Annotated in this window: 16 protein-coding genes; 5 read left to right on the top strand and 11 right to left on the bottom strand. The window is 49.3% G+C overall.

Annotation, left to right across the window (positions count from 1 at the left end):
- Positions 1-175 precede the first annotated feature (175 nt).
- The 5 genes from N3Z11_RS17295 to N3Z11_RS17275 all read right to left on the bottom strand — a co-directional run bounded on the left by N3Z11_RS17295 (position 176) and on the right by N3Z11_RS17275 (position 6,395).
- Entirely contained in the window at positions 176-2,584 is a 2,409-nt protein-coding gene (locus N3Z11_RS17295; RefSeq protein ID WP_260658454.1) for an EAL domain-containing protein, read from the bottom strand.
- Positions 2,581-4,410, bottom strand: a complete 1,830-nt coding sequence (locus N3Z11_RS17290; protein WP_260658453.1) for a PAS domain S-box protein — start codon at positions 4,408-4,410, stop codon at positions 2,581-2,583. The genes N3Z11_RS17295 and N3Z11_RS17290 overlap by 4 nt, the downstream gene beginning before the upstream one ends.
- A gap of 162 nt (positions 4,411-4,572) precedes the next feature.
- Positions 4,573-5,286 (bottom strand): SIMPL domain-containing protein, encoded by a 714-nt coding sequence (locus N3Z11_RS17285; RefSeq protein WP_260658452.1) that lies wholly within the window; start codon positions 5,284-5,286, stop codon positions 4,573-4,575.
- Positions 5,287-5,393: 107 nt separating this feature from the next.
- Positions 5,394-5,588, bottom strand: a complete 195-nt coding sequence (locus N3Z11_RS17280; RefSeq protein ID WP_260658451.1) for a hypothetical protein — start codon at positions 5,586-5,588, stop codon at positions 5,394-5,396.
- Positions 5,589-5,774: 186 nt separating this feature from the next.
- Positions 5,775-6,395, bottom strand: coding sequence for a DUF2726 domain-containing protein (locus N3Z11_RS17275; RefSeq protein ID WP_260658450.1), 621 nt, complete (start codon positions 6,393-6,395; stop codon positions 5,775-5,777).
- A gap of 271 nt (positions 6,396-6,666) precedes the next feature.
- Here N3Z11_RS17275 and aceB point away from each other — a divergent pair, with 271 nt between their 5' ends.
- The gene (gene aceB, locus N3Z11_RS17270; protein ID WP_260658449.1) at positions 6,667-8,262 is read left to right on the top strand and encodes a malate synthase A; all 1,596 of its coding nucleotides are present in this window, start codon (positions 6,667-6,669) and stop codon (positions 8,260-8,262) included.
- Positions 8,263-8,387: 125 nt separating this feature from the next.
- Here the strand turns inward: aceB and N3Z11_RS17265 are convergent, their stop codons facing one another.
- Positions 8,388-9,329 (bottom strand): LysR family transcriptional regulator, encoded by a 942-nt coding sequence (locus N3Z11_RS17265; RefSeq protein ID WP_260658448.1) that lies wholly within the window; start codon positions 9,327-9,329, stop codon positions 8,388-8,390.
- A 199-nt stretch (positions 9,330-9,528) separates the two neighbouring features.
- Here N3Z11_RS17265 and N3Z11_RS17260 point away from each other — a divergent pair, with 199 nt between their 5' ends.
- A complete protein-coding gene (locus tag N3Z11_RS17260) occupies positions 9,529-11,124 on the top strand; it encodes an isocitrate lyase (protein WP_260658447.1) in 1,596 nt (531 codons plus the stop codon).
- A 147-nt stretch (positions 11,125-11,271) separates the two neighbouring features.
- On the opposite strand, the gene N3Z11_RS17255 is transcribed toward N3Z11_RS17260, so the two are convergent.
- Both N3Z11_RS17255 and N3Z11_RS17250 read right to left on the bottom strand, forming a co-directional pair.
- The gene (locus N3Z11_RS17255; protein ID WP_260658446.1) at positions 11,272-11,544 is read right to left on the bottom strand and encodes a hypothetical protein; all 273 of its coding nucleotides are present in this window, start codon (positions 11,542-11,544) and stop codon (positions 11,272-11,274) included.
- A gap of 114 nt (positions 11,545-11,658) precedes the next feature.
- Entirely contained in the window at positions 11,659-12,549 is an 891-nt protein-coding gene (locus tag N3Z11_RS17250; protein ID WP_260658445.1) for a TIGR00730 family Rossman fold protein, read from the bottom strand.
- Between the two features lie 147 nt (positions 12,550-12,696).
- Between N3Z11_RS17250 and N3Z11_RS17245 the strand changes: the two genes are divergently transcribed.
- Positions 12,697-14,103 (top strand): MBL fold metallo-hydrolase RNA specificity domain-containing protein, encoded by a 1,407-nt coding sequence (locus N3Z11_RS17245; RefSeq protein ID WP_260658444.1) that lies wholly within the window; start codon positions 12,697-12,699, stop codon positions 14,101-14,103.
- A gap of 79 nt (positions 14,104-14,182) precedes the next feature.
- Here the strand turns inward: N3Z11_RS17245 and N3Z11_RS17240 are convergent, their stop codons facing one another.
- Both N3Z11_RS17240 and N3Z11_RS17235 read right to left on the bottom strand, forming a co-directional pair.
- Complete coding sequence (locus tag N3Z11_RS17240) at positions 14,183-15,355, bottom strand: chorismate mutase (RefSeq protein ID WP_260658443.1); 1,173 nt, start codon at positions 15,353-15,355, stop codon at positions 14,183-14,185.
- Between the two features lie 168 nt (positions 15,356-15,523).
- Positions 15,524-17,869: a penicillin acylase family protein gene (locus N3Z11_RS17235; RefSeq protein ID WP_260658442.1), complete on the bottom strand. Its 2,346-nt coding sequence runs from the start codon at positions 17,867-17,869 to the stop codon at positions 15,524-15,526.
- 65 nt (positions 17,870-17,934) lie between these two features.
- Here N3Z11_RS17235 and N3Z11_RS17230 point away from each other — a divergent pair, with 65 nt between their 5' ends.
- Positions 17,935-18,603, top strand: coding sequence for a cytochrome b/b6 domain-containing protein (locus tag N3Z11_RS17230; RefSeq protein ID WP_260658441.1), 669 nt, complete (start codon positions 17,935-17,937; stop codon positions 18,601-18,603).
- A gap of 101 nt (positions 18,604-18,704) precedes the next feature.
- Here N3Z11_RS17230 and N3Z11_RS17225 read toward each other — a convergent pair whose 3' ends face one another.
- Positions 18,705-19,160 carry a c-type cytochrome gene (locus tag N3Z11_RS17225; protein ID WP_260658440.1) on the bottom strand — a complete coding sequence of 152 codons (456 nt, stop codon included), beginning with the start codon at positions 19,158-19,160 and terminating at the stop codon, positions 18,705-18,707.
- Between the two features lie 146 nt (positions 19,161-19,306).
- Between N3Z11_RS17225 and N3Z11_RS17220 the strand changes: the two genes are divergently transcribed.
- Positions 19,307-22,276: an EAL domain-containing protein gene (locus N3Z11_RS17220; RefSeq protein WP_260658439.1), complete on the top strand. Its 2,970-nt coding sequence runs from the start codon at positions 19,307-19,309 to the stop codon at positions 22,274-22,276.
- The last annotated feature ends 16 nt before the right edge of the window (positions 22,277-22,292 follow it).

The following is a 22,292-nucleotide window of genomic DNA, read 5'->3' as shown; positions in this document are numbered from 1 at the left end:
GGAATTAAGAACGCAACCAATGTTGCGTTCTGCCGGCTGAACGCCCTGAGCTCTGCGAAGGGCATCAAGGCTCCCAACAGTCAGCAGTTCGGCTTCATCCGGCTGAAAACCCGAGCTACCCGAAGGGCATCAAGGCTCCCATAACAATGCCAGACTCTTACCGCTTGCATATCCGTTAATCAAAGCGAAAGTTCTTAAGCCATTTTTCTAAGTCACTGATAGGCATTGGTTTAGCAAATAGATAACCCTGAGCATAATCACAATTTAGGCTCTGTAAAAACTGCTGTTGCTCCCAGGTTTCAACGCCTTCAGCGACAACTTTTAACTGCAGTGCCTGACATAAAGCGCAGACGGCTCTGGTTATTTCAATGTCGTTACTTTGATGCGGAATGGTCATTACAAAAGAGCGGTCTATTTTTACGCAATTGATTGGTAAGTGTTTTAACCGGCTTAACGATGAAAAACCGGTGCCAAAATCGTCGATAGCAATAGTTGCTCCCTGATCTCTGAGCGCCTGTAATACACTTACTTTACCTTCCAGATCCTGCAAAGCGGTTTCGGTAATTTCAAACTGCAGCAAGGCTGGATTCACCTGATAGTGCCTGACTGCCTGGGTTACACGTTCTATCAATTGCTCGTCTTCCAGTTGCCGGACTGATAAGTTTAACGAAACCTTCAGATCAGGGGTCAGCTGTTGTAATGCGGTCATGTCTTTACAGACCTGGTCGATAACCCAGGCACCCACTTCGACAATTAAAGTACTGTGCTCCGCAATACCGATAAACTTTTCGGTAGATATCATGCCGTAATCGGGGTGAAACCAGCGGATAAGCGCTTCAACACCACAAAATTTTTGTTGTTGCAGGTCGATAATTGGCTGGTAAAACAACATCAGGCCGCTGTTTTTCAGCAGAGCAGCTTTGAGCTCTTTTTCGATAAAAACCCGTTCCTGAGTTTTATCTGCCATAGCCACATTAAAAAAAGAATAACGATTACGGCCGCTTTCTTTTGCAGCAAACATAGCCAAATCGGCACATTTTAATAATTCGTCATAACTGCTGGCATCTTCAGGAAAACAAGCAATACCAATACTGCAGGAAACCTGTACCTGGCTGTTATCAAGTTCGATTTCTTCACTAATTTTGCGCAGCAGTTTTTCCGCAACTTTGTGGTAAAAAGCCGGGTTGCTGGCGTCGGGTGTGATAATCACAAATTCATCGCCGCCAACACGGATTGCGGTGTCGCCGGCTCTGGTCAGCTCGCTGATGCGCTGCGCTATCACCTGCAGCATCCGGTCGCCGGTGCTGTGACCAAGTGTATCGTTAACGAGTTTAAAACCGTCCAGATCCAGATACATGACACCCAACATGCTTTTGTTACGGATAGCGCGTTCGACTTCAATTTTGAGGGTTTTTTCCAGCTTAGCCCTGTTGCCAAGGCCGGTTAGATGATCGTGAAATGCCAGTTTTGCCAGATTTTCTTCAGCCCGGCGTAATGCCGAAATATTTGAAAAGGTCAGCACATAATGGCTGGTGGCACTGCCTGGCTGTGGACTTTTCACTTTGCAGATATGCTGCCAGGCCGGAAAACAGCTTTGGTCTTTACGCAGGCAAACGACTTCGCCACTCCAGTGACTGGATTTAAGTTCGGACAATTTTGCCGCCACCGGCGAATGGTTATTTTCCGGATACAAAAACGATTCGGGGTGTTGCCCTAATACGTCAGCACTGCGATAACCGGTGATAGTGGAGAAGGCTGGATTTACTGATAACACTTTAAAATTCTGATCGAGGATGAGGATGCCTTCTGCTGTGGTTTGAAATACCGCATGGGCTTGCCGTAACTGATGTTCCGACTGCTGCTGCTCAGTCACATCCCGCATCACCCCAACCAATAAGGTCTGGGTACCCTGCTGAAAATGACGGGCAAACAGTTCAATCCAGCGTGGTTGTATACCGGCTAAGCGCATTACCACGTTGATATCGCGGTCGCGGTTAAACAGTTGTTGCAGGCGTTGATGTTCGGAAGGGTGAAAAAGCTGCAGTAAGTGCTCTAAACCGTCACAAATTACTTCAGGAGGATTGGATAGCAGGTCGTTAACAATGCCACAGCTGAGCAGGGTGTTTTCAGTTTCGTCCAGCTCCCATAGACCAAGCTGGGCGGCTTGCAGTGCCATTTGTAACCGCAGTTCTGAGCGTCTGACTTGTTGATCTGCCTGGTGGCGGCACAGTGCCATCCGGATCGACGCATCCAGCTCTTTGCGATCATAAGGTTTAATTAAATAACCATAAGGCAAACTTTGTTCAGCATGTTCCAGAATGTTGTTATCGCAAAAAGCAGACAAAAATATTACCGGCAACTGCATTTCATTGTGCAGTAATCTGGCGGCTTCTGTACCGCGCATATTACCGGCCAGCTGAATATCCATCAGCACCAGATCCGGCTTTAACTTATTGGCAGTGGCCAATACTTCTTCACCGTAAGCCAGTGTAGCCACCACAGTATGGCCTAAATCTTCCAGCGACATTTTTAGATCGAGCGCAACTATATGCTCGTCCTCAACAATCAGAATATTACGGTTCATGATAATTTCTCCGTCACTGGTAAAAAGCGCACTCTGAACCCTGTGCCTGGTGAGCGTTGTAGTTGCAGCTCGCCACGCAGCTGCGCAATAAAAGTCGGGATCAACTGAAATCCCAGTGAAGAGCCTTTGCCAAGTTCGGCTTTGTCGCTAAGACCCACCCCGTCATCAATAATGGCCAGATGAATATGACCGTCTTCCAGCAGTGACAACTCGAGCCGGATCAAACCGGTTTGACGACCCGGAAACGCATGTTTAATCGCATTGGTCAGCACTTCGTTCACGAATAAACCACAGGGGATGGCTTGTTCCAGCTCCAGCACCAGTTGTTGATCTACCGCAGAAAAATCAAACATGATTTGGCAATGCTGGCTAAGACTTTGTCGTACCAGCTGACAGAGCTGCTGCAAATAAGAGCCGAGCGCAATCGAAGAAAAATCCCGTTTTTCATACAGCAGTTGGTGGGTGAGAGCCATGGTACGCACCCTGAGCTGGCTTTCGGTTAATGCCTGTTTTAACTCAGGCATCGCGCCTCTGGCCTGTAAATTAAGCAGGCTGGAGATGATCTGCAGATTATTTTTGACTCTGTGGTGCACTTCATTCAGCAGGGTGGTACGTTCATTCAGTAATTGGCTTTTTTCATCAACTATAAATTGCAGTTTCTGCTGAGCGGCTTTTTGTGCTGTGATATCCGTCACAGTCGCCAGCACTCTGGCATCTCCGGTCATATTCAGGTGGGTCAGACCTATCTCCACCGGAAACAAAGAGTTGTCTTTGCGTTTGGCATAAAGTTCGGCGCGTTCTGACATGCGTCTGGAACTTGGCTTTTGCAGATAATGATGGCGATGCTGGTGGTGACGTTCCGTCAGCTCTTCCGGCACCAGGATTTCAATGGGCTGTCCAATCAGCTCTTCGGCCTGATAACCAAACATTTCCAGTGAACGCGGGTTTAACATGGTGATACAGCCATGCTGGTCAACACAAATCAGGCCATCAGCAGCACTGTCAAATACCCGGCGAAAACGTAACTCGCTCTCACGCAGCTCTGCTTCACTCTGGGTGCGGGCCGAAATATCAATGGAAGAAGGGATCAGATAACTTAATTTTCCGTTGTCGTCGTACATGGGTACCAGCATAAAATCCAGTACCATGATTTGATCTTTCATTTTGGCGGTAATGTCAAAACGGCTGGTCTTTCCTTCATTGGCAGCTTTGACGGCATCTTTAAGACGTTGCCGTTCAGATTCGGAATGTTCAAACCAAAAGGTATCCCAGACTTTTTGCTGCACCACGTCTTCGAGTTGAATGCCGGCCGCTTGTAATGGTGGGCTGTTGGCATCGATCAAAGTGCCATCTGGTGTCAGTATGCCAACAAAAGCAACCAGACTGTCCAGCACCTTGCGCAGGCGCTGCTGGCTTTGCTGCTGACTGAGTTCAAGCTGGCGCACTAAGGTTTGATTTTGTGCCAGCACAGCTACGGCGCTAATACTGCCATCAGGCCCTGCCACCGGGAAATAACTGCAGAGCCAATCGCTGTTTTGTTCAGGTACGGCCGGTGTTGGTGCGGATACGGCAAAATCGAGCCTGGCGACGCCTGTTTGCAACACTTGCTGGATCACAGGAGCTATATCAGGAGCAAGCTGGGGCAACATTTGCCACACAGTTTGTCCCAGATGCTCTTCAATGCTGTGGCCGTTAAAATCTGCCAAGGTTTGGTTGATTGACAGATACCGCAGGTCGGAATCTAGGAGCGCAACGCCAGTTGGAATATGAGGTAACAGTAAATCATAGGCCTGTGCTTTGAGTGCACTCAGCTCCCTCTCTGTCATGATCACGCCGGTTCCATCCCGTTAACAACAGTGCTGGCTTAAACCCTAGTGTATAAATTGGGGAAACTCAAAGTCGGGAACAAGAAACTTTAGGAGATCGACTGCCAGCCTGAGTTGCTGGCAGTATTCTGTTGTTGCAGCAGTGAGACGCGGAAGAGAGAATTAGTCGGCCAGGTAATAGTCGACAGTGGCCACCACCCGCACTTTTTTGATATGGGGTGTGCTGCTGTCACGGTCGCTGATACTAAACTGGCCCTGATTAGCCTGCTTAATCTTGCCTACTCTGCTATTGGAATCGGCAGCAAACTTTTCTGCCACTTCGCGGGCGTTGCGGGTAGCTTCTTCAATCATCTGCGGTTTAACACTATTAAGACCAGTAAATAAAAATTCGGCTTTGCTGTCGTAGTCCTGGCCGGCAATGGCAATGCCGTTTTTGCTCAGATCCAACAGTTTTTGCATAGCACCGTGCGCCATATCCACATTGGTACTGTACACAGTGACTATAGAAGTGCCGGTAAAGCGTGGCTGATTAGGGTTACCATCGTTATAGCCGGCCTGGCGGTCAACAAAAGCCGGCACTGACACGGAAATTTCGTCATCGGTAAAACCATGCAGCTTTAAAAAGGCGATCACCTGCTCATTTTTCTTTTCGACACTGGCCACCAGAGCGGTCAGTTCATTGCCCACATCATTAAATTTAATGGGCCAGATCACAGTGTCGGCGGCAATGTCGCGCTCAGACAAGCCTTTGACCTGTACTGTCCGTTCCAGTGCTTTGATGGACATCAGTTGCTGGCCAAGAGTATAAGCGCCGGCGATAGTACCAAGGGTAAAAAATACACCTAAAATCCAGGCGTGACGTGAGTTTGTATTCATCAGAAGCTCCATGCGGGGTCAAAAGTTGGCTTATTCTGGGCTGAATAGGTGAATTACAGATGAACTGTAATAAAAAAGCTCAGACCAGCTGATCTGAGCTTTTGCCGTCAGACATGAAGGTTAATATTCTGCCCCAGATTACCAACTGCAGAAGGTGCAGGTGCTGTCGGTGCAGAACTGATGGCACTTTGCAGTAATTGCAAGGTCATCTTCCCTTCCTGTTCTTGCTGGGATTTCGCCAGAGCGACGCCCAGTAACTCGTAGCTTTGGCTTAATGCCGCGCCACCGATGCCTTCAGTCATAGAACCTCCCATGCCAATACATCATATTGTTATCGGCCATTTGTGCCAAAAGCTGAACTATTATTTTGTCAGTATGGCAGAAGTTACTGTTTTTCTTCTGTATTTAGTTGTAATCAGGCGGGAGCTTTCTGGCAGGCAATAAAAAAAACCTGCGCTTGCAGGGTTTTTAAAAGCACAAGTCGAAGCTCAGGACAATTGCACCAGCGCAGTGCCACTGCTTTTTAATTGAGAAGGAGACAACACTGGTGTTAACGGCCGCACCGGGCGGGTTGGGCCTTTTTTCACAGTGCCTTTAATTAAGGGCTCAGGCGCCGCTGGTAATTTGCCAAGTTTAGCTGCCAGCCCCTGCTGAATGTCTGCCACTGTGTAACCGGCTTTAATTTTCATCCGGACATAAGGAATGCCTGAAGCTTCTAAAGCGCCGCTGACAAACCAGTCCGGTATGGCTTTATGACCTTCTTTACTACTGTTATTGACCAGATCAACCACGGCAACAATGCTCATATCTGTGCTGTCACAGAGCACATAATCCAGATATTTGGCATTGAGCTTTAACAGCGCGGCGCGCCGGGTTTTGCTGTCGGCATTACTTTTTAATTCCAGAATGTCGGCCAGTTTCACCCTGTTAATAATTTTGTATTTATCGCCTACCGCTTTTTCCAGCAAGGTGAGAAAAGAGCGTTCTACCGGGGTAAATAACTGCGATTTTTTGGTAAAAGGGAAGGGGTTGCCATGATGGATCAGACGATTAACGACTAATGCGGCAATCACAGCTAACAGCACCAGTAACAGGATAATAAATTCCATAATGACCTCTGACAAAATTTTGACTCTCAGCACAGGGATCAGCCGATCTCCGTGTTTCTCCGTCCTGACTCTGCAGAAGTTGTGCCACAGTATTAGTGTTTTTGCTCTAATTGTCATTTTTTAAAATGATACCAGGCATTGCTATCATTAATGGCGGTGATAAACCCTTTTGACTTATATTCGGCCTATAGTACCTGACACTCAGTAAGCTATCGTTTTATGCTTTGACTGCCAGCAGGCACAAAGCAGCACCAGTATAAGGACCAACAGCATGACTATTGAACGCGCTAATTTATCGATCCGCGGGGCTATGCAGCCTGCTTATGACGCTATCCTGACGGAACAAGCCTGCGCTTTTCTGGTGGATTTAGTACGCGCTTTCAGGCCAGAACTGAAAAACTTGCTGGCGACACGGCAGCAGGTACAGGCGCGTTACGACAACGGCGCTTTACCGGATTTTCTCAGCGAGACCGCCCACATTCGTGCCGGCGACTGGAAAGTGGCGGCTATTCCGGCCGATTTACAGGACCGCAGAGTAGAAATTACCGGCCCTGTTGATCGTAAAATGATTATCAACGCATTAAATGCCGACGTAAAAGTCTTTATGGCGGACTTTGAAGACTCACAAGCCCCAAGCTGGAGCGGAGTAATTGAAGGGCAAATTAACCTTAAAGATGCCAACCTTGGCACCATCAGCTACGAAGATCCGGCATCCGGCAAACAATATGCGCTCAGAGATAACCCGGCGTTATTAATAGCGCGGGTGCGTGGTTTGCATCTGTGGGAGCGCCATTTGTGGGTAGATGGTGAACAAATTCCAGGCTCGTTGACCGACTTCGCGTTGTATTTTTTCCATAATTATCAGCAGCGTCTGGCCAAAGGTTCAGGTGTGTATTATTACCTGCCAAAACTGCAGAGTCATCAGGAAGCCAAATGGTGGGATGATGTGTTTCGTTTTACCGAGCAGCGTTTTAACCAGCCGATTGGCACCATCCGCGCCACAGTGCTGATTGAAACTTTACCTGCTGTGTTTGAAATGGACGAAATTCTGTTTAGCCTCAAAGATCACATTGTGGCGCTGAACTGTGGCCGTTGGGACTATATTTTCAGTTATATCAAAACGTTAAAGAATCATGCTGACAGAGTGTTGCCAGACCGTCAGGTGGTGACTATGAACCAGCCGTTTTTAAGTGCGTATTCAAGGTTGCTGATTAAAACCTGTCACCGCCGTGGTGCTTTAGCTATGGGCGGCATGGCGGCTTTTATTCCGGCCAAAGACGCAGCGCAAAATGAAGCCATTCTGGCCAAAGTCACGGCGGATAAAACGCTGGAAGCCAATAACGGCCACGACGGTACCTGGGTGGCGCACCCTGGCCTTGCCGCCACGGCAAATGCGGTGTTTAACGCCAAATTAGGCAGTAAACCCAATCAGTTGCATGTACTGCGGGAGCAAGATGCCCCTGTCACTCAGGCGGATTTATTACAACCTTCTGAAGGCGAGCGCACTGAAGCCGGTATGCGTACCAATATCCGCGTGGCGCTGCAGTATATTGCCGCCTGGATCAGCGGTAAGGGTTGTGTGCCTATTTATGGTTTGATGGAAGATGCGGCTACTGCCGAAATTTCCCGCACCTCTATCTGGCAATGGATCAAACATGGCAAAACCTTGTCGAACGGCAAGCTGATTGATAAGTCGTTATTTAGCCAGATGCTGGATGAAGAAGCGCTGGTGGTGAAAGCAGAAGTTGGCGATGAAGCCTGGGCTTCACAAAATTTTGCCAAAGCTGCGGCTTTGTTGCTGAGCATTACCACAGCTGATGAGCTGGTCGACTTTTTAACTTTGCCGGCTTATGAGCTGCTGGAGTAAACAGCGGCTAAAAGTCTCACTGACGCATTGAATATAAAAACGGGGCTTAAGCCCCGTTTTTGCTCCCTGAAGCCATCAAACTGACACCGGCAAAGCCCAGTGTCATGCACTGCGCCATGTTGTGCTTAATGGCTAAGTTCTTCGGCAATTTCGACAATTAAACGACGCAGCCAGATATGGCTGGCGTCCTGGTGCAGCAGCGGGCTCCAGATCATTTTCAGTTCAATAGACGGAATAGGAAAAGGCGGGTCCAGCACCTGCATGGTATTGTCGTTTTTATAAAGCTGCGCAGCTCTAAGAGGCAAAGTCGCTATCAGATCCGTTTCTACCGCTAAGTGCATCGCCACATGATAGTTACGGGTGAACACACTGATATTGCGTTGTTTGCCAAACTTGGCAAGCGCTTCGTCCACCCAGCCGAGTTTCTGCACATCGGCTGGATCCATGCCCACACCAACGCCAAAACCGGTTTTACTGACCCAGATATGCTGACCTTTTAAATAAGAGTCGAGATTAAAATTGCTGAGTATCGGGTTTTGTTTATGCACCAGGCAGGCAAAACTGTCGCGCCAGATAGTTTTCTGATGAAAAGACTGGGGTAAATCGTCAAACCTGTTAATGGCCATATCCACTTTGCCGTTTTCAACGTCGTGAAAAGTCACATCGGAAGGCGTCATAATGTCGAGTGACGTGGCAGGGGCCTGTGCGCGCAGTCGTTTTAATAAGGTTGGGATCAAGGTGGAAGCTGCATAATCACTGGCCATGATGCGAAACACCCTATGGCTGTGCTCAGGCTCAAAATCTTTGTTGGGCTGTAAGGTTTCTTCCAGCGTCAGCAAAATGCCCCGAACCACGGGCGCCAGTTCTTTGGCGCGTTCTGTCGGCACCATACCGTCGCTGGTGCGCACCAGAATAGGGTCGTTTAATAAATCCCTGAGTCGTTTCAGGCCGTTGCTCATAGCGGGTTGGGTGATACTGAGCTGGTTTGCGGCACGGGTCACGTTCTTTTCCCGCAACAACACATCCAGATACACCAACAGGTTTAAATCAATTTTGCTGATATTCATAAGCAGGCTCTTTTTTCAGCAGCAGGGTCGGTTGGCTATATTCACACAATGAATGGTGAGAATCAAAAAAATCAGCTTCATGAATTGCTTTTTTGACTCCTATAGTGAATGGCAACAGCAAGTGCAACAAAGTGCCGCTGCTACCATAAATGTGAAGCCGCTAGTCGGATGAACGAAGGCCAAATCAGAGGATGCCGCCATGTCAGCTTATCAACAGACCATTAAAACGCTTGAACAAACCGTCAAAGCACAGGGCACAGCCTGGAATGCCATCAGCGCAGAATACGCCGCGCGGATGCAATTACAAAACAGATTTAAAACTGGTTTAGACATTGCCCAGTACACTGCTGACATTATGCGTGCCGATATGGCCGCTTATGATGCTGACAGCAGCCAATACACCCAGTCTTTGGGCTGCTGGCACGGTTTTATCGGTCAGCAAAAGCTGATTGCCATTAAAAAACATTTTGGTTCGACTAAACGCCGTTACCTGTACTTATCCGGCTGGATGATTGCCGCGCTGCGCTCTGAGTTTGGCCCGCAGCCTGATCAGTCCATGCATGAAAAAACTGCAGTGCCAGCGCTGATTGAAGAGCTGTACACCTTTTTACGTCAGGCCGATGCCCGTGAGCTGGGTGGTTTATTCCGCGAGTTAGACGCAGCCCGCGCCGCTGACGATCAGACCAAAGTTGCTGCGGTACAAAGCAAAATCGACAATTTTGAAACCCATGTGGTGCCTATTATTGCCGATATCGACGCAGGTTTTGGTAACGCTGAAGCCACTTATCTGCTGGCGAAAAAAATGATTGAAGCCGGTGCCTGTGCCATTCAGATTGAAAACCAGGTGTCGGACGAAAAACAATGTGGTCACCAGGACGGCAAAGTCACAGTGCCACACGCAGATTTCCTGGCCAAAATTAATGCGGTGCGTTACGCCTTCTTAGAGCTTGGTATCGAAAACGGCATTATTGTTGCCCGTACCGACTCTTTAGGTGCTGGTCTCACCAAACAAATTGCGGTCACCAACGAACCAGGCGATTTAGGTGATTTATACAACAGTTTCCTGGATGGTGATTACATTCAGAGCGCCGATGATATTCAAAACGGCGATGTGGTGGTGAAAGCCAACGGCAAGCTGTTAAAACCAAAACGTCTGCAAAGTGGTTTGTTCCAGTTTAAACCGGGTTCAGGGGTTGACCGCGTGGTGCTCGATTGTATTACCTCCTTGCAGCACGGCGCCGATTTATTGTGGATTGAAACGGAAAAACCTCATGTTGGCCAGATTGCCGAGATGGTAGACCGCATCCGCGAAGTGGTGCCTAACGCCAAGCTGGTCTACAACAACAGCCCGTCCTTTAACTGGACGCTGAACTTCCGTCAGCAGGTATTTGATGCCTGGCAAAAAGAAGGCAAAGACCTGTCATCTTATGACAGAGCCAAACTGATGAGCGTGGATTACGACAACACAGCACTGGGTGCAGAAGCCGATGAACGCATTCGTACCTTCCAGGCTGATGCGGCCAAACGTGCTGGCATTTTCCACCATTTAATTACGCTGCCTACTTACCATACTGCGGCCCTGTCGACTGACAATCTGGCCAAAGAGTATTTTGGCGAAGCCGGTATGCTGGGTTATGTGAAGGGTGTACAACGTCAGGAAATCCGTCAGGGTATCGCCTGTGTCAAACACCAGAATATGTCAGGTTCTGACATTGGTGATGATCACAAAGAGTATTTTGCCGGTGAAGCTGCATTAAAAGCTGCCGGTAAAGACAACACCATGAATCAGTTTTGAGGGAAGCTGATTCATGGCCAACCGGCGCTGTGAAAATAGCAGCGCCGATAATTGCTGAAAAAGAGTTTTACGTGGTCGGGATTGGGACTTGAGGGTCTTCACGACTTTGGCAGCCGCAAGGCTGCCTTTTTTATGCCTGCTGCCCGCTCAGGCCCGCAGATAGGTTGTGGCTGAACCTTCGGTTGTTTGTTCCTGTGTCGCTGGCGGCTCTGCACTCAGCTGCCATAACAACTGGCTGATGCGCACTTTATGGTAAGGCAGTTGCCGCTCCGCTTTGCCCGGTTTTTTTAACACCAGTAAGCCTTGCTGAAATAAAATACTGGCGTTTGCCGTCTGAATTTGATTGCCCTGACGCGAAAATGGGATTTTTTCCAGCTGAAGCCTCTCACATAAAATGGTTTTTACTGCCTGTTTGTCCATATTGTTACCTTAAGCCACCAAATGCAGGCGCATTCTGCTGGCGTTAAGTGACAACAAGGTGGCAGTTATTTGAAGTTTTAGCGTTATGCTATCTCAGCCGCACAGCGTGTTTTGTCAGGGTTGTACGTTTTCCAGCTGATAACAATGACAAATCGCCTGCCAGGCACTTTCCGCACTGTCGACAAACTGAATTAATTTCATATCTTCGGGGCTAATCAGACCTTCTTCTACCATCAGGTCAAAATTGATCAGACTGCGCCAGAAGTTTTCATCAAACAAAATCACCGGAACTTTGCTGGCTTTGCCGGTTTGCAGCAGGGTCAGGGTTTCAAACAATTCATCCAGGGTGCCAAAACCGCCGGGAAAGGCCACCAGAGCCCGGGCGCGTTGTAAAAAATGCATTTTACGGATGGCAAAATAGTGAAACTGGAAACAAAACTCCGGCGTGATAAAAGGGTTGGGTTGTTGTTCGTGTGGCAGCACTATATTCAGGCCAATACTTTTACCACCGGCATCAAAGGCTCCGCGGTTAGCAGCTTCCATCACCCCTGGTCCACCGCCGCTGATAATTGTCAGGGCAGCATCCGGATGTTGCTGGCTGTGACTGGTGACCAGATGGGCAAATCTTTGTGCTTCCTGGTAATACCTGCTGTTTTTCACCTGACGTTTGGCGATGGTTAACGCATGCAAAGCGGCTTTATCATCCGGCGTTTGTGCCAGTTGTTGTTGCGCCTGACTGAGCAGGACAGCCGCATATTCTGGGGATAAAAAACGGGCACTGCCAAACACCACCACTGTGGCTTTAATTTTGTGTTGCTCCAGCACTGTCTGGGCTTTGAGGTATTCCAGCTGCAGACGCACATGGCGCAGGTCGTCCTGCATTAAAAAGTCTTCGTCACTAAATGCCAGCCGGTACGATGGATGTTCCTGCAGTTTTGCAGCCTGCAGTTTGGCTTCACGGGCTGAACTTAGATGACGTTCATACAATAAATTCTGGTCGCTCAATGGGTTGCCCTCCGGTTGCTGTTGGCGTACTGTCGTGATCACCATCAGGGTCAGTCACGCTGAATTAAACTAAGCTATTGTTTGATTTAGCTTAAATGTAGCAGCAACCAGGCTTGCTAAGCTACGGTTTTCAAAGGGAGTATGTTGATGCCTTTAGATGCCAGTTTAACTTTTTTAGGTGCTGCCGGTCAGGTGACTGGCTCTTGTTATCTGCTGGAATGGAACGAACAAAAAGTGCTGCTGGACTGCGGCATGGTGCAGGGCGGCGATCAGATCACAGATTTACATCGGTTCCGTTTTCAGTTCAGGCCCAAAGATATTGATGCGGTGATTTTGTCCCACGCCCATATCGACCACAGTGGTCTATTAACACTGCTGGTAGCGCATGGCTTTCACGGCCAGATTTATTGCACAGAAGGCACGGCTAATTTATTGTCGGTGTTGCTTAAAGATGCTGTGCATCTGTATTTAAAAGATTTGGAGTGGCAAAACCGGCAGCGCGCCCGCCTTGGCAAACCCGAGCAAGAACCGCGGATGACACTCAAAGATGTGGTCGGCGTGATCCGCTGCTTAAAACCTATCAGCTATCAACAGCAAAAAGATGTACTGCCCGGGCTGGCGCTGGAGTTTCTCGACGCCGGCCATATTCTGGGCTCGGCCATAGTGCAACTTTGGCTCAAACATGGTCAGGCCATGCGTAAGTTGGTGTTTTCCGGTGATTTGGGCAACCCCGCCACAGTGTTGATGCACGACCCTTCCATTGTGAAACAAGCCGATGTAGTGCTGATGGAAAGTACCTATGGTGACCGCGACCATCAGCCGCTCAGTAACACACTGGAAGAGTTTGCCAATGCCCTGGCCGAAGCTGATAAAGCCGGTGGTAATGTATTTATTCCGGCTTTTGCGCTGGGCCGCTCACAGGAAATTTTGTATTACCTGGGGGTTTTATACCATCAGGGCAGGCTCAGACAAAAAATGGTGGTGCTCGATAGCCCGATGGCGATTGAAATTACCCGTATTTACAATGAGATGATTGACGAGTTTGATAAAAAAGACACTCAGGTCTTTAAAAAATACGGTGCCCATGACTTGCAGAGTTTTTTACCCATTTTGCATTTAACGGAAAAAGTCGAGCAGTCGATGGCGCTGAACAGGGTGAGTCAGGGCGCCATTATTATTGCTGGCTCCGGCATGTGTAATGGCGGTCGTATTGCGCATCACCTCAAACATAATCTGTGGAAAAACGCCAACCACATTATTTTTGTTGGTTTTCAGGCCAAAGGTACTTTGGGCCGCAAGCTGGTGGATGGTGAAACCAGGGTGAAAGTGATGGGGCAGCCTTTGGTAGTAAAGGCCTTTATTCATACCATTGGTGGTTTTTCCGCGCATGCCGGTCAGTCGCAGCTGATCAACTGGGCTACAGCAATTGGTGGACAGCCACAGTTTTATCTGGTGCACGGCGAACCCCAGGCGCAGCTGGTATTACAGGAAAAACTGCAACAACGGGGTTTACAGGTAGATATTGCTGAGATGGGGCAAAAAATTCAGCTGTGAAAAGACAGACAGCAGTGAAGAATTGAACTGAAGGGGCAGACAATAGCTGCCCCTTTTTTTGTCACAGGCCCGGCGTTTATCAGGACGCCTGCACCTGAGTCGGGCTGACATCTTCGCTTGGATAACAACCCAGCACTTTGACAAAACGCGTGATGCGGTTCAGTTCATCCAGCGCTCTTTTCATCGCGTAATCTTCCAGATTGGCCAGCACATCCACATAAAACATTTCTTCCCATGGGTTACCCGGAATAGGCCGCGATTCCAGTTTACCCATGCTGATGCCATGGGTTTTTAACACCATCAGCGCATCCACCAAAGCACCGGGCTGCTGGCCTGTGTACATAATAAAAGTGGTTTTGGCCGGAATGGCTTTAGCCACCGCAATGGCTTTGCGTGCTACCACAATAAAACGGCTGACATTGTCTTTCTGGTTGGCCAAATCACGCGCCAGCACCTCTAAACCATAAAGCTGACCACCTTCTTCACCGCCAATAGCCACCACAGACAAATCGTTGGCTTCGCGCACTTTGTTAAAGGCGTCGCTGGAGGCTTCACAATAGTCAATTTTTACATTCTGCAGCTTTTGCAGATAGTTGCTGCACTGGGCTATCACCTGCGGATGGGCACAGATTTGTTTGATTTGGCTCAGATCTGTCCCCGGCAAACCAAGTAAGCAATGTTTAATCGGGTGGGTCAGCTCGCCCACTATCGACAGGCGGGTATGCTGCAATAAATCAAAGACCTCGTTAATACTGCCGCTGGAGGTATTTTCAATGGGCAATACAGCGTAATCGGCGTGGCCGGTTTCCACCGCCTGCACTATTTCGTTAAAACTGTCACAACCAATTTCAATCAGCTTTTCGGCGCGGCGGGTGAAGTATTTTTGCGTGGCCCAATAGCTATATGAACCCTGACGACCAAGGAAAGCCACCCGGCATACAGCGCCATTGTCGCCGTTCAGTTGACCCTGCACCTTGGCCTGCTGCTGTAATACCGAGTCTTCAATAATCACATGGTACAGCTTGGTGACATAACCAGCGTCCAGCCCCAGGCTTTTGCCTTTTTCAATCAGGCTCAGTAGCAATTCCTGCTCACGTTTTTGGTCACGGATAGGTTTGTTTTGTGCCAGTTTGGCATCGGCGACACAAAGCGCCAGAGTACGGCGTTTGGCCAGCAGCTTTAGTAACTGCTGATCAGTATCGCTGATCTCAGTCCGGATTTGGTCAAGTTCTATCGGCATAGCAGTGGGCATTTGGGCTTTCCTTTCTCTAAAAAAAAACCTCCCGTTTGGGAGGTTTTTGACTGTTTCACACGCGCGCAGCCAGCTACCTCCCGAGTTGGGTGGTAAAGCTAAAAAAGAAACGGGCTACGAGCTTTAATGTTTTCATATCACCACAATAATCAGTCTGGATGGCTAAAGTCAACCGCGCGGTTGTAATTCCAGCAAGTATTTTTCTTTACCTGGTAAAAAGCCAAGTTCTTGTTCACTGGCCCAGAATGAATGGTCGGCACGATAAAATTCCGACAGCGGATGGCCGGACTGGCCACCAGGAATAGTTAGAATCCCTTGTTGCTCATGGCCTGGCGCCACCACCATCCGTTCAGACTGCCCATGCTCCGGCCGCTGCACCCTGGGCATATGCCGGTCGCCGGCCATAGGTAATGCCGGCATATCCAAAAGCGGCGACAGCCAGGGTAGGGCTTTGCTCATCGGATGTTGTAACTGCACTGTATTAAGCACCCCCCAGTTGAGCTGCTTCAACTCAACCTGAGACTGTTGCAGCAGTTGCTGTTTGCTATCCAGTACGGCCTGCTCTAACAATGCCTGCCAGCTGGTAAAGCCTGATGGCAGGGCATCCGCTCTTTTGGCTTGCAACAAGGCCCAGCCTGGGGTTTCCGGACTCAGTTTTAAATCGGCAAGGGTTAGTTGCTGCTCTTCAAGTTTGGCGGCCAGCGGCGCAAACATCAGCTCCAGTGTTTTATCGCGAAAGGCCCGCACCAGCGGATAACCGGCATCGTCCGGGCTTGCGGCCTTAACGCCATTTTTCACCTGAGTTTTGTAATGTTCCAACTGATGTTGTTTAACAAAATCATCGCTTAGCACATCCAGCAATAATGCTTTCCAGCGTTGTAAAAACAATGCGCGGTGATCAAGCTGAATTTGGTGCAGGCTGTGTTCTGAGTGGTTGTTGCTGGCCAGCAAGGCGTCGCGGATTTGTTGACCCCGGGCGCCTAAATCATAACCACCGTCGCCAATCAGCTTTAGCGCTTTACCACCCACTGTGCGGGCATTGGCGGTCCAGAGCCGCTGCCCGGCCGGATTTTTCAGGCTGGGATAAGCGCTGGCGTCAAGATAACCGTCCCAATAGTTGTCACCATTGCTCCAGTCTTGCGGCAGGTCCATATCTTTGAGCTGGCGGTTGGGAATAGCGCCGATCAGCGTCCAGCCGATATCACCGTTTTTACCGGCCACCAGCAGGTTTTGTGCCGGTATGCCGACTGTAGGCGCCAGTTTCAGCGCATCATCCACTGAGGTGGCCTGCTCCAGCGCCAGTAAATTCAGATTAATACCTGCCTCGTCATGGGCCACCCAGCGCAGTGCATAACCGTCAAAAGGGGCGGCCATCAGAGGGCCCCAGCGGGTTTCTTTCACCAGCATCACATGGTCAGGCTGGCCTTTAATTTTAATGACTTCGTTGTTGTAGCTGTATTCCTGATCGCCGGCCGGGGTCTGGTATTTTTGTGGATCTTCAGCAGCTTTAATTTTAATCAGATCCTGCCAGTCGGCCGTGCTGTTGGTAAAACCCCATGCGATATGGCCATTGCTGCCAGCCACTACCGACGGGGTACCAGGCAGAGTGACACCGCTCACCTGCAGCTTGTTGTCGCCTTGTTGCCAGTTCAGCTGGGCTTTATACCAGGTGCCCGGCACCCGGATGCCAAGGTGCATATCGTCGGCCAGAATGGCGCTGCCATGGGCTGCTAAGGCGCCTGCAACCGCAAAGTTATTACTGCCGATATCACGGCTGTCGCGCCAGCCACATTGTCTGCAAGCGGTGTTGCCATTGGCAAAAGGGTAAGGACTGTCGGGGATGGCAATTGCTTTGACTTCGGAGTTATCAATGGCGGCTTGCCAGTCACTGCTGTGCTGATTAAAAAAACGATACCAGTCAGCGCTTGTGTGCTGCTGCAAGACTTGTTGCGCCAGCTCGTCTTTGCCAAGTGCGCCCTGTAAATCCAGATACATGCTAAATACTACCAGCAAAGAGTCCGCCTGCTGCCAGGGCCTGGGTTTTTGCATAAGTAAGCCATATTCAAAAGGCGGCAGACTCAACGAGGCCAAACCGGCGTTGACGCCCTGAGTGTATTGCTGCAGCAGCTCCTGCTGATCTTTAGGTAATCTGGTAACAGCGGCTTGCGCCCTGTCGCGAAACCTGTGCATCCGGCGGCTGATATCCAGCTGCAGCGCTTTTTCACCAAAGAGCTCCGACAGCTCACCGGCGGCATTACGCCTGAGCAAATCCATCTGGAAAAACCTGTCCTGAGCATGGGCAAAACCAAGAGCATAAGCGGCGTCCTGTCTGTTGCTGGCGCTGATACTCAGATAACCATTGGCATCGCGGCTCAGCACTACTTTGGCCTGAACCTCAGCCTGATAGTCACCCTGATATTGCGGCAGACTGGCCCAAAGGCCGGCATAAAGCAGCAATGCCAGTACTATCACCAGCCCTGTTATCGTATAAAGCGAGGTTTTGAACCATTTCATCAGGATTTCTGCTCTTTTTCCGTTAGAATCTGCGACTTAGAATATAAGATTTCGTGGAAGCTGACATGCAAAAATACAAAATCTGGGATGGCGCAGTGCGCTTTTTTCACTGGAGCCAGCTGATGTTGCTGGGAGGGCTGTGGTACAGCGCCGAGCAGGAATGGTATGGCGTGCATATGACTTTGGCTTATAGTCTGGCGGCTATTTTGCTGGCGCGTTTAATTTGGGCTTTTGCCGGCAGCGACAATGCGCGTTTTAGTCATTTTGTCCGATCGCCTGTTTCTGTGTGGCGTTATTGGCGGCAGCCGCAAAAACCACAGGCGCAAGGCCATAACCCTTTATCAGGTTATATGGTGTTAGTATTGATTGGACTGGTGTTGCTGCAATTTTTGTCTGGCCTGCTGACCACTGATGATGTGTTGACCGAAGGGCCACTGGTCGCCATGGTGGACAGCGGCTGGGTAGAGCTTGCCAGCAGCTTTCATCGTTTTAACCTGAATTTATTGTTGTTTTTTATTGCTGTGCATGTGCTGGCAGCACTTTGGCATCAGCTGCATGGTGACAAAGTCATCAGCCGGATGCTAACGGGTTATCAGGATAAACCACCACAGCAAGACCTTCGCTTTTGTGCTTTTTATTGGTATCTGGCACTGGTCATAGTGCTGGCGTTAGCTTTTTATCTGTGGCAGGGCGAGCAGGTTTGGGCTTTGTTGCAGGCAGATTTGGCGTCCTGACCAAAACAGCAACACAGGCTCTTGCAGGCGCAGAACCCGGCATCCCCGCGGCCATAAAAAAAGCGCAGTTTAACTGCGCTTTTTGTTTTTTAATCAGCGGATTAGTCCGCTTTATATTTGTCGTGACAGGCTTTGCAGTTTTTGGCAAAGGCAGCAAAAGCCGCTTTTACTTTGGTCTGATCCTGAGTTTGTGCAGCAGATTGCAGTGATTTGGCATCTTTGGCCAGCTGCTCACCGCGGCTTTGGAAATCCTGCAGGTTTTGCCAGATTTCGGCTTTGGCGTCTTTGCTGGCTTTATCTGCGCCTGGCACGGTAAAAGCTTCCCACGGCAGCGTGGTTAAAGTGGCCAGCGCATCGGCACGTTTTTGCAGCCGGCTGGCTTCAAAAGGCACAGCACCAGTTAACATGTCTTTGACGTCGGCCATATTGTGGCGAATAAGCTGAAAGCTGTGCTGACGGTAGCTCACCGCATCTTCGGCTTCAGTGAAGGCGCTGGCTGCTATGACAGAGCCGCTCAGCAGGGACAACAGGGTGGTGCTTAATAAGAGTTTTTTCATCCGATGATTCTCATTTGTTTGAATTGCATGCAATAATGTTAAAGCTTTTCAGCGCTTTGGTATAGTCGGCACGAGCTGGTTTACCACAGACGCGGGACAGGTATCAAATCTTCCGATGTTAAAAAAGACAACCATCAGGGTCGCGAGTGAAGGAAGCAAGTTATAAAACCTCAGGTCTGAATTCGCTTAGCATCAAATTTTCTGCTTTGGTGTTTTTGCTGACGGTTGCAGCCAGTACCCTGATTGCATTTGCCATGCTGGCTTTGCAACAGGAAGTACTGATTGAGCAGGAACGCATTTCACTGGTACAAACCACCAACCGTTACGCCAAACAGCTGGACAGTGAGTTCTGGCAAAAAGAAAAAAAGGCCATCAGTGCCAATCAGGTGGTCAGCCGTTATCTGGCAAGTCAACCTGAAGTGACTGAAGTAAAACCCGACTTTTTGCCCGACGGCAGTGCCCGCAGTAAAGACGATTTATCCGCGGCCTTTCAGCAACAACAAAAATTTCAGCAAAACCCTCATCCCTATTTTTCACAGACCGCAGAGTTGTGGCAACAACTGGCGCCTGTGCTGCTGGAAGACTTTTTTAATTTTTATTTTATTTCCAAAGATGGTTTTATCCGCATAGCGCCGGCCGACTGGGCGCTGGAAATTCAGGCGGATCATAATTTTCAGCAGGATATCTTTTTTAATATAGCCACCCCGGAACAAAACCCGGCGCGGTTGCCTCGCTGGACCCCCTTGTATTTTGACACCATCTGGCAAAAGTGGATGACCAGTCTGGTGATCCCGGTGTATATCAATGATGAGTTTGTTGGTATTACCGGCACCGATGTGGTGCTGGATGAAGTTTTTGCCAATTTATCGCAGATTTCGTTGTGGGAACCCGGGCGCGAAGCCTTGTTATTTGATGGCGCCGGCAATTTATTGCACGACAGCGACAATAGCCTGCAACAAAGCCTGCAAAAACCAACGATGAATCAGCTGGCGGTTGGGGTCAAACCTTCCAATCCGCAGCTCGCAGCTTTTGTCGCCCGGGTGGTGCAGTCGCCCAAAGAGCTGGACGCCAACAGTAAATCAATTCCTGACTATGTGGCATCCGCCGCCCGTATTGAGCGGCTGAACTGGTATGTGTCTTTGTACCACAGCAAAGCCCATGTCATTGAAGGCCTTGATAGTTACCGTGACAACGTGGTGCTGCTGTTTTTGCTGGTGGCTTTGATTGTGGCACTGGCACTGCAGTTTTTTATCTACAAATTTGTGCTCAAACGCCTGACCCGTTTAGCCGGTGCTGTACAGCGTTTGTCCCATGGTGAAGCCAGCCAGCTGGAGCTTGACGAGCGTTCCGATGAAATTGGTTTATTAAACCGGGCATTTTTGCGGATGTCTGATGAAATTCACCAGCTGATTTCCGGTTTAAACACCCGTATTCAGGAAAAAGAAGAAGCAGAGCGTGCTACGCGTAAACTCAGTAAAGCAGTGGCTTTTTCCAGCTCGGGCATTGTCATTACCGACCATCAGCTGCAAATTGAATACGTAAATCCCTTTTTACTGGAAATGATTGGGTGCACTCCGGTGGAGGTGATTGCCAAACCTTTGCATCTGTTGTTTGCGCAGGAAATGCGTTTTGTGGGTGCCGATATTTTGCAAAGTTTGCAGGAGCGGCATCACTGGCGCGGCGACATGTTGCTGCAACAAGGCAGCAAACAGTTCTGGGCCAGTCTGGCCATAGCGCCTATCCGCGATGATAAAGGCGATGTCAGCAATTACGTCTGCGCCATGCAGGACATTTCTTTTATCAAAGAAAGCCAGCGCAAAATGGAGCAGCTGGCTTATTACGATGTGCTCACCGGCCTTGCCAACCGCAGTTATTTCCGTGACCAGCTGAAAAAAGCCATCGCTATGTCCAGCCGTGGTTATTACCACTTCGCTCTGCTGTATTTTGATTTGGACGAATTTAAACGTATTAACGACACCCTGGGCCATGATGCCGGTGATGAATTATTAAAAGAAGTGGCCAGGCGCTTAATTAGCCGGCTGCGCGAAGAAGATACTATCGCCCGCTTAGGTGGCGATGAATTTGCGGTGATTTTAAGTGGTATTGCCGATCGTAAACAGGCTGCTGCCATTGCCACCAATCTGCAGCAGGCTTTTGCGCTGCCGGTGCGCCTGGCCGGTCATGATGTGTCTATCAGCGCCAGTATTGGTATTACCATAGCGCCGGAAGATGCCGATGAAGAAGAGCTGCTGCTCAAGCACGCCGATTTGGCGATGTACGAGGCCAAAGCCCGGGGTAAAAACACCTACCATTTCTTCAGTCAGGATCTAAACGACGCCGCCAAAGAGCGGCTGGAAATTGAAAACCAGCTGCGCGAAGCTATTCGTGAACAACAGTTTATGTTGTATTACCAGCCGAAAATCGATATCCGCAGCAAACAGATTATCGGTTACGAAGCGCTGCTGCGCTGGCTCAGGCCAGACAATACCATGGTGCCGCCGCTGCGTTTTATTCCGGTGGCAGAAAGCACCGGCTTAATAGTGCAGATTGGCGAATGGATAGTGCTGGAAGCCTGCCGTTTTCTGGCACGCCAGCACAGCAGAGGCAATCTGGTGACTGTGTCTATTAACCTGTCGGCCCGCCAGTTTACCGATCAGGATTTACCCTCTGTGGTGGAGCGGATTTTAAAACGTACCGGTGCATCACCTGAACATCTGATTTTTGAAATCACCGAAAGTATGTTAATGGGCGATACCGATGCGGCTATTGTCCAGTTAAACGAGTTAAAACGGCTCGGATTGGCTTTATCTATCGACGACTTTGGTACAGGCTATTCGTCGCTGAGTTATTTAAAGCGTTTCCCGGTAGACGAGCTGAAAATCGATCGTTCTTTTGTGAAAGATATCCCGGAAGATAAAAACGACATGGACATCACAGCCGCCATTATTGCGATGGCGCAGAAGATGGATCTGCGTGTGGTGGCCGAAGGGGTGGAAACACAAGAGCAAGTCAACTTTCTGCATGACAATGCGTGCTATCTGGTGCAGGGTTATTTCTTCAGTATGCCATTGGCAGAACAGGAATTGTCCCGATTAAACTACGACACAATCAGTTAAATTTCCGAATTAAAAT

It is taken from the genome of Rheinheimera sp. 4Y26, assembly GCF_025245835.1.
Lineage (GTDB): Bacteria > Pseudomonadota > Gammaproteobacteria > Enterobacterales > Alteromonadaceae > Pararheinheimera.
The sequence above is the reverse complement of the archived record's forward strand: the minus strand, read 5'-3'. Positions and strand labels throughout refer to the sequence as shown.

Coding starts and splice junctions, on each gene's coding strand:
- N3Z11_RS17295 (WP_260658454.1), bottom strand. CDS start 2,584: ATGAACCGTAATATTCTGATTGTTGAGGACGAGCATATAGTTGCGCTC.
- N3Z11_RS17290 (WP_260658453.1), bottom strand. CDS start 4,410: ATGACAGAGAGGGAGCTGAGTGCACTCAAAGCACAGGCCTATGATTTA.
- N3Z11_RS17285 (WP_260658452.1), bottom strand. CDS start 5,286: ATGAATACAAACTCACGTCACGCCTGGATTTTAGGTGTATTTTTTACC.
- N3Z11_RS17280 (WP_260658451.1), bottom strand. CDS start 5,588: ATGACTGAAGGCATCGGTGGCGCGGCATTAAGCCAAAGCTACGAGTTA.
- N3Z11_RS17275 (WP_260658450.1), bottom strand. CDS start 6,395: ATGGAATTTATTATCCTGTTACTGGTGCTGTTAGCTGTGATTGCCGCA.
- aceB (WP_260658449.1), top strand. CDS start 6,667: ATGACTATTGAACGCGCTAATTTATCGATCCGCGGGGCTATGCAGCCT.
- N3Z11_RS17265 (WP_260658448.1), bottom strand. CDS start 9,329: ATGAATATCAGCAAAATTGATTTAAACCTGTTGGTGTATCTGGATGTG.
- N3Z11_RS17260 (WP_260658447.1), top strand. CDS start 9,529: ATGTCAGCTTATCAACAGACCATTAAAACGCTTGAACAAACCGTCAAA.
- N3Z11_RS17255 (WP_260658446.1), bottom strand. CDS start 11,544: ATGGACAAACAGGCAGTAAAAACCATTTTATGTGAGAGGCTTCAGCTG.
- N3Z11_RS17245 (WP_260658444.1), top strand. CDS start 12,697: ATGCCTTTAGATGCCAGTTTAACTTTTTTAGGTGCTGCCGGTCAGGTG.
- N3Z11_RS17240 (WP_260658443.1), bottom strand. CDS start 15,355: ATGCCCACTGCTATGCCGATAGAACTTGACCAAATCCGGACTGAGATC.
- N3Z11_RS17235 (WP_260658442.1), bottom strand. CDS start 17,869: ATGAAATGGTTCAAAACCTCGCTTTATACGATAACAGGGCTGGTGATA.
- N3Z11_RS17230 (WP_260658441.1), top strand. CDS start 17,935: ATGCAAAAATACAAAATCTGGGATGGCGCAGTGCGCTTTTTTCACTGG.
- N3Z11_RS17225 (WP_260658440.1), bottom strand. CDS start 19,160: ATGAAAAAACTCTTATTAAGCACCACCCTGTTGTCCCTGCTGAGCGGC.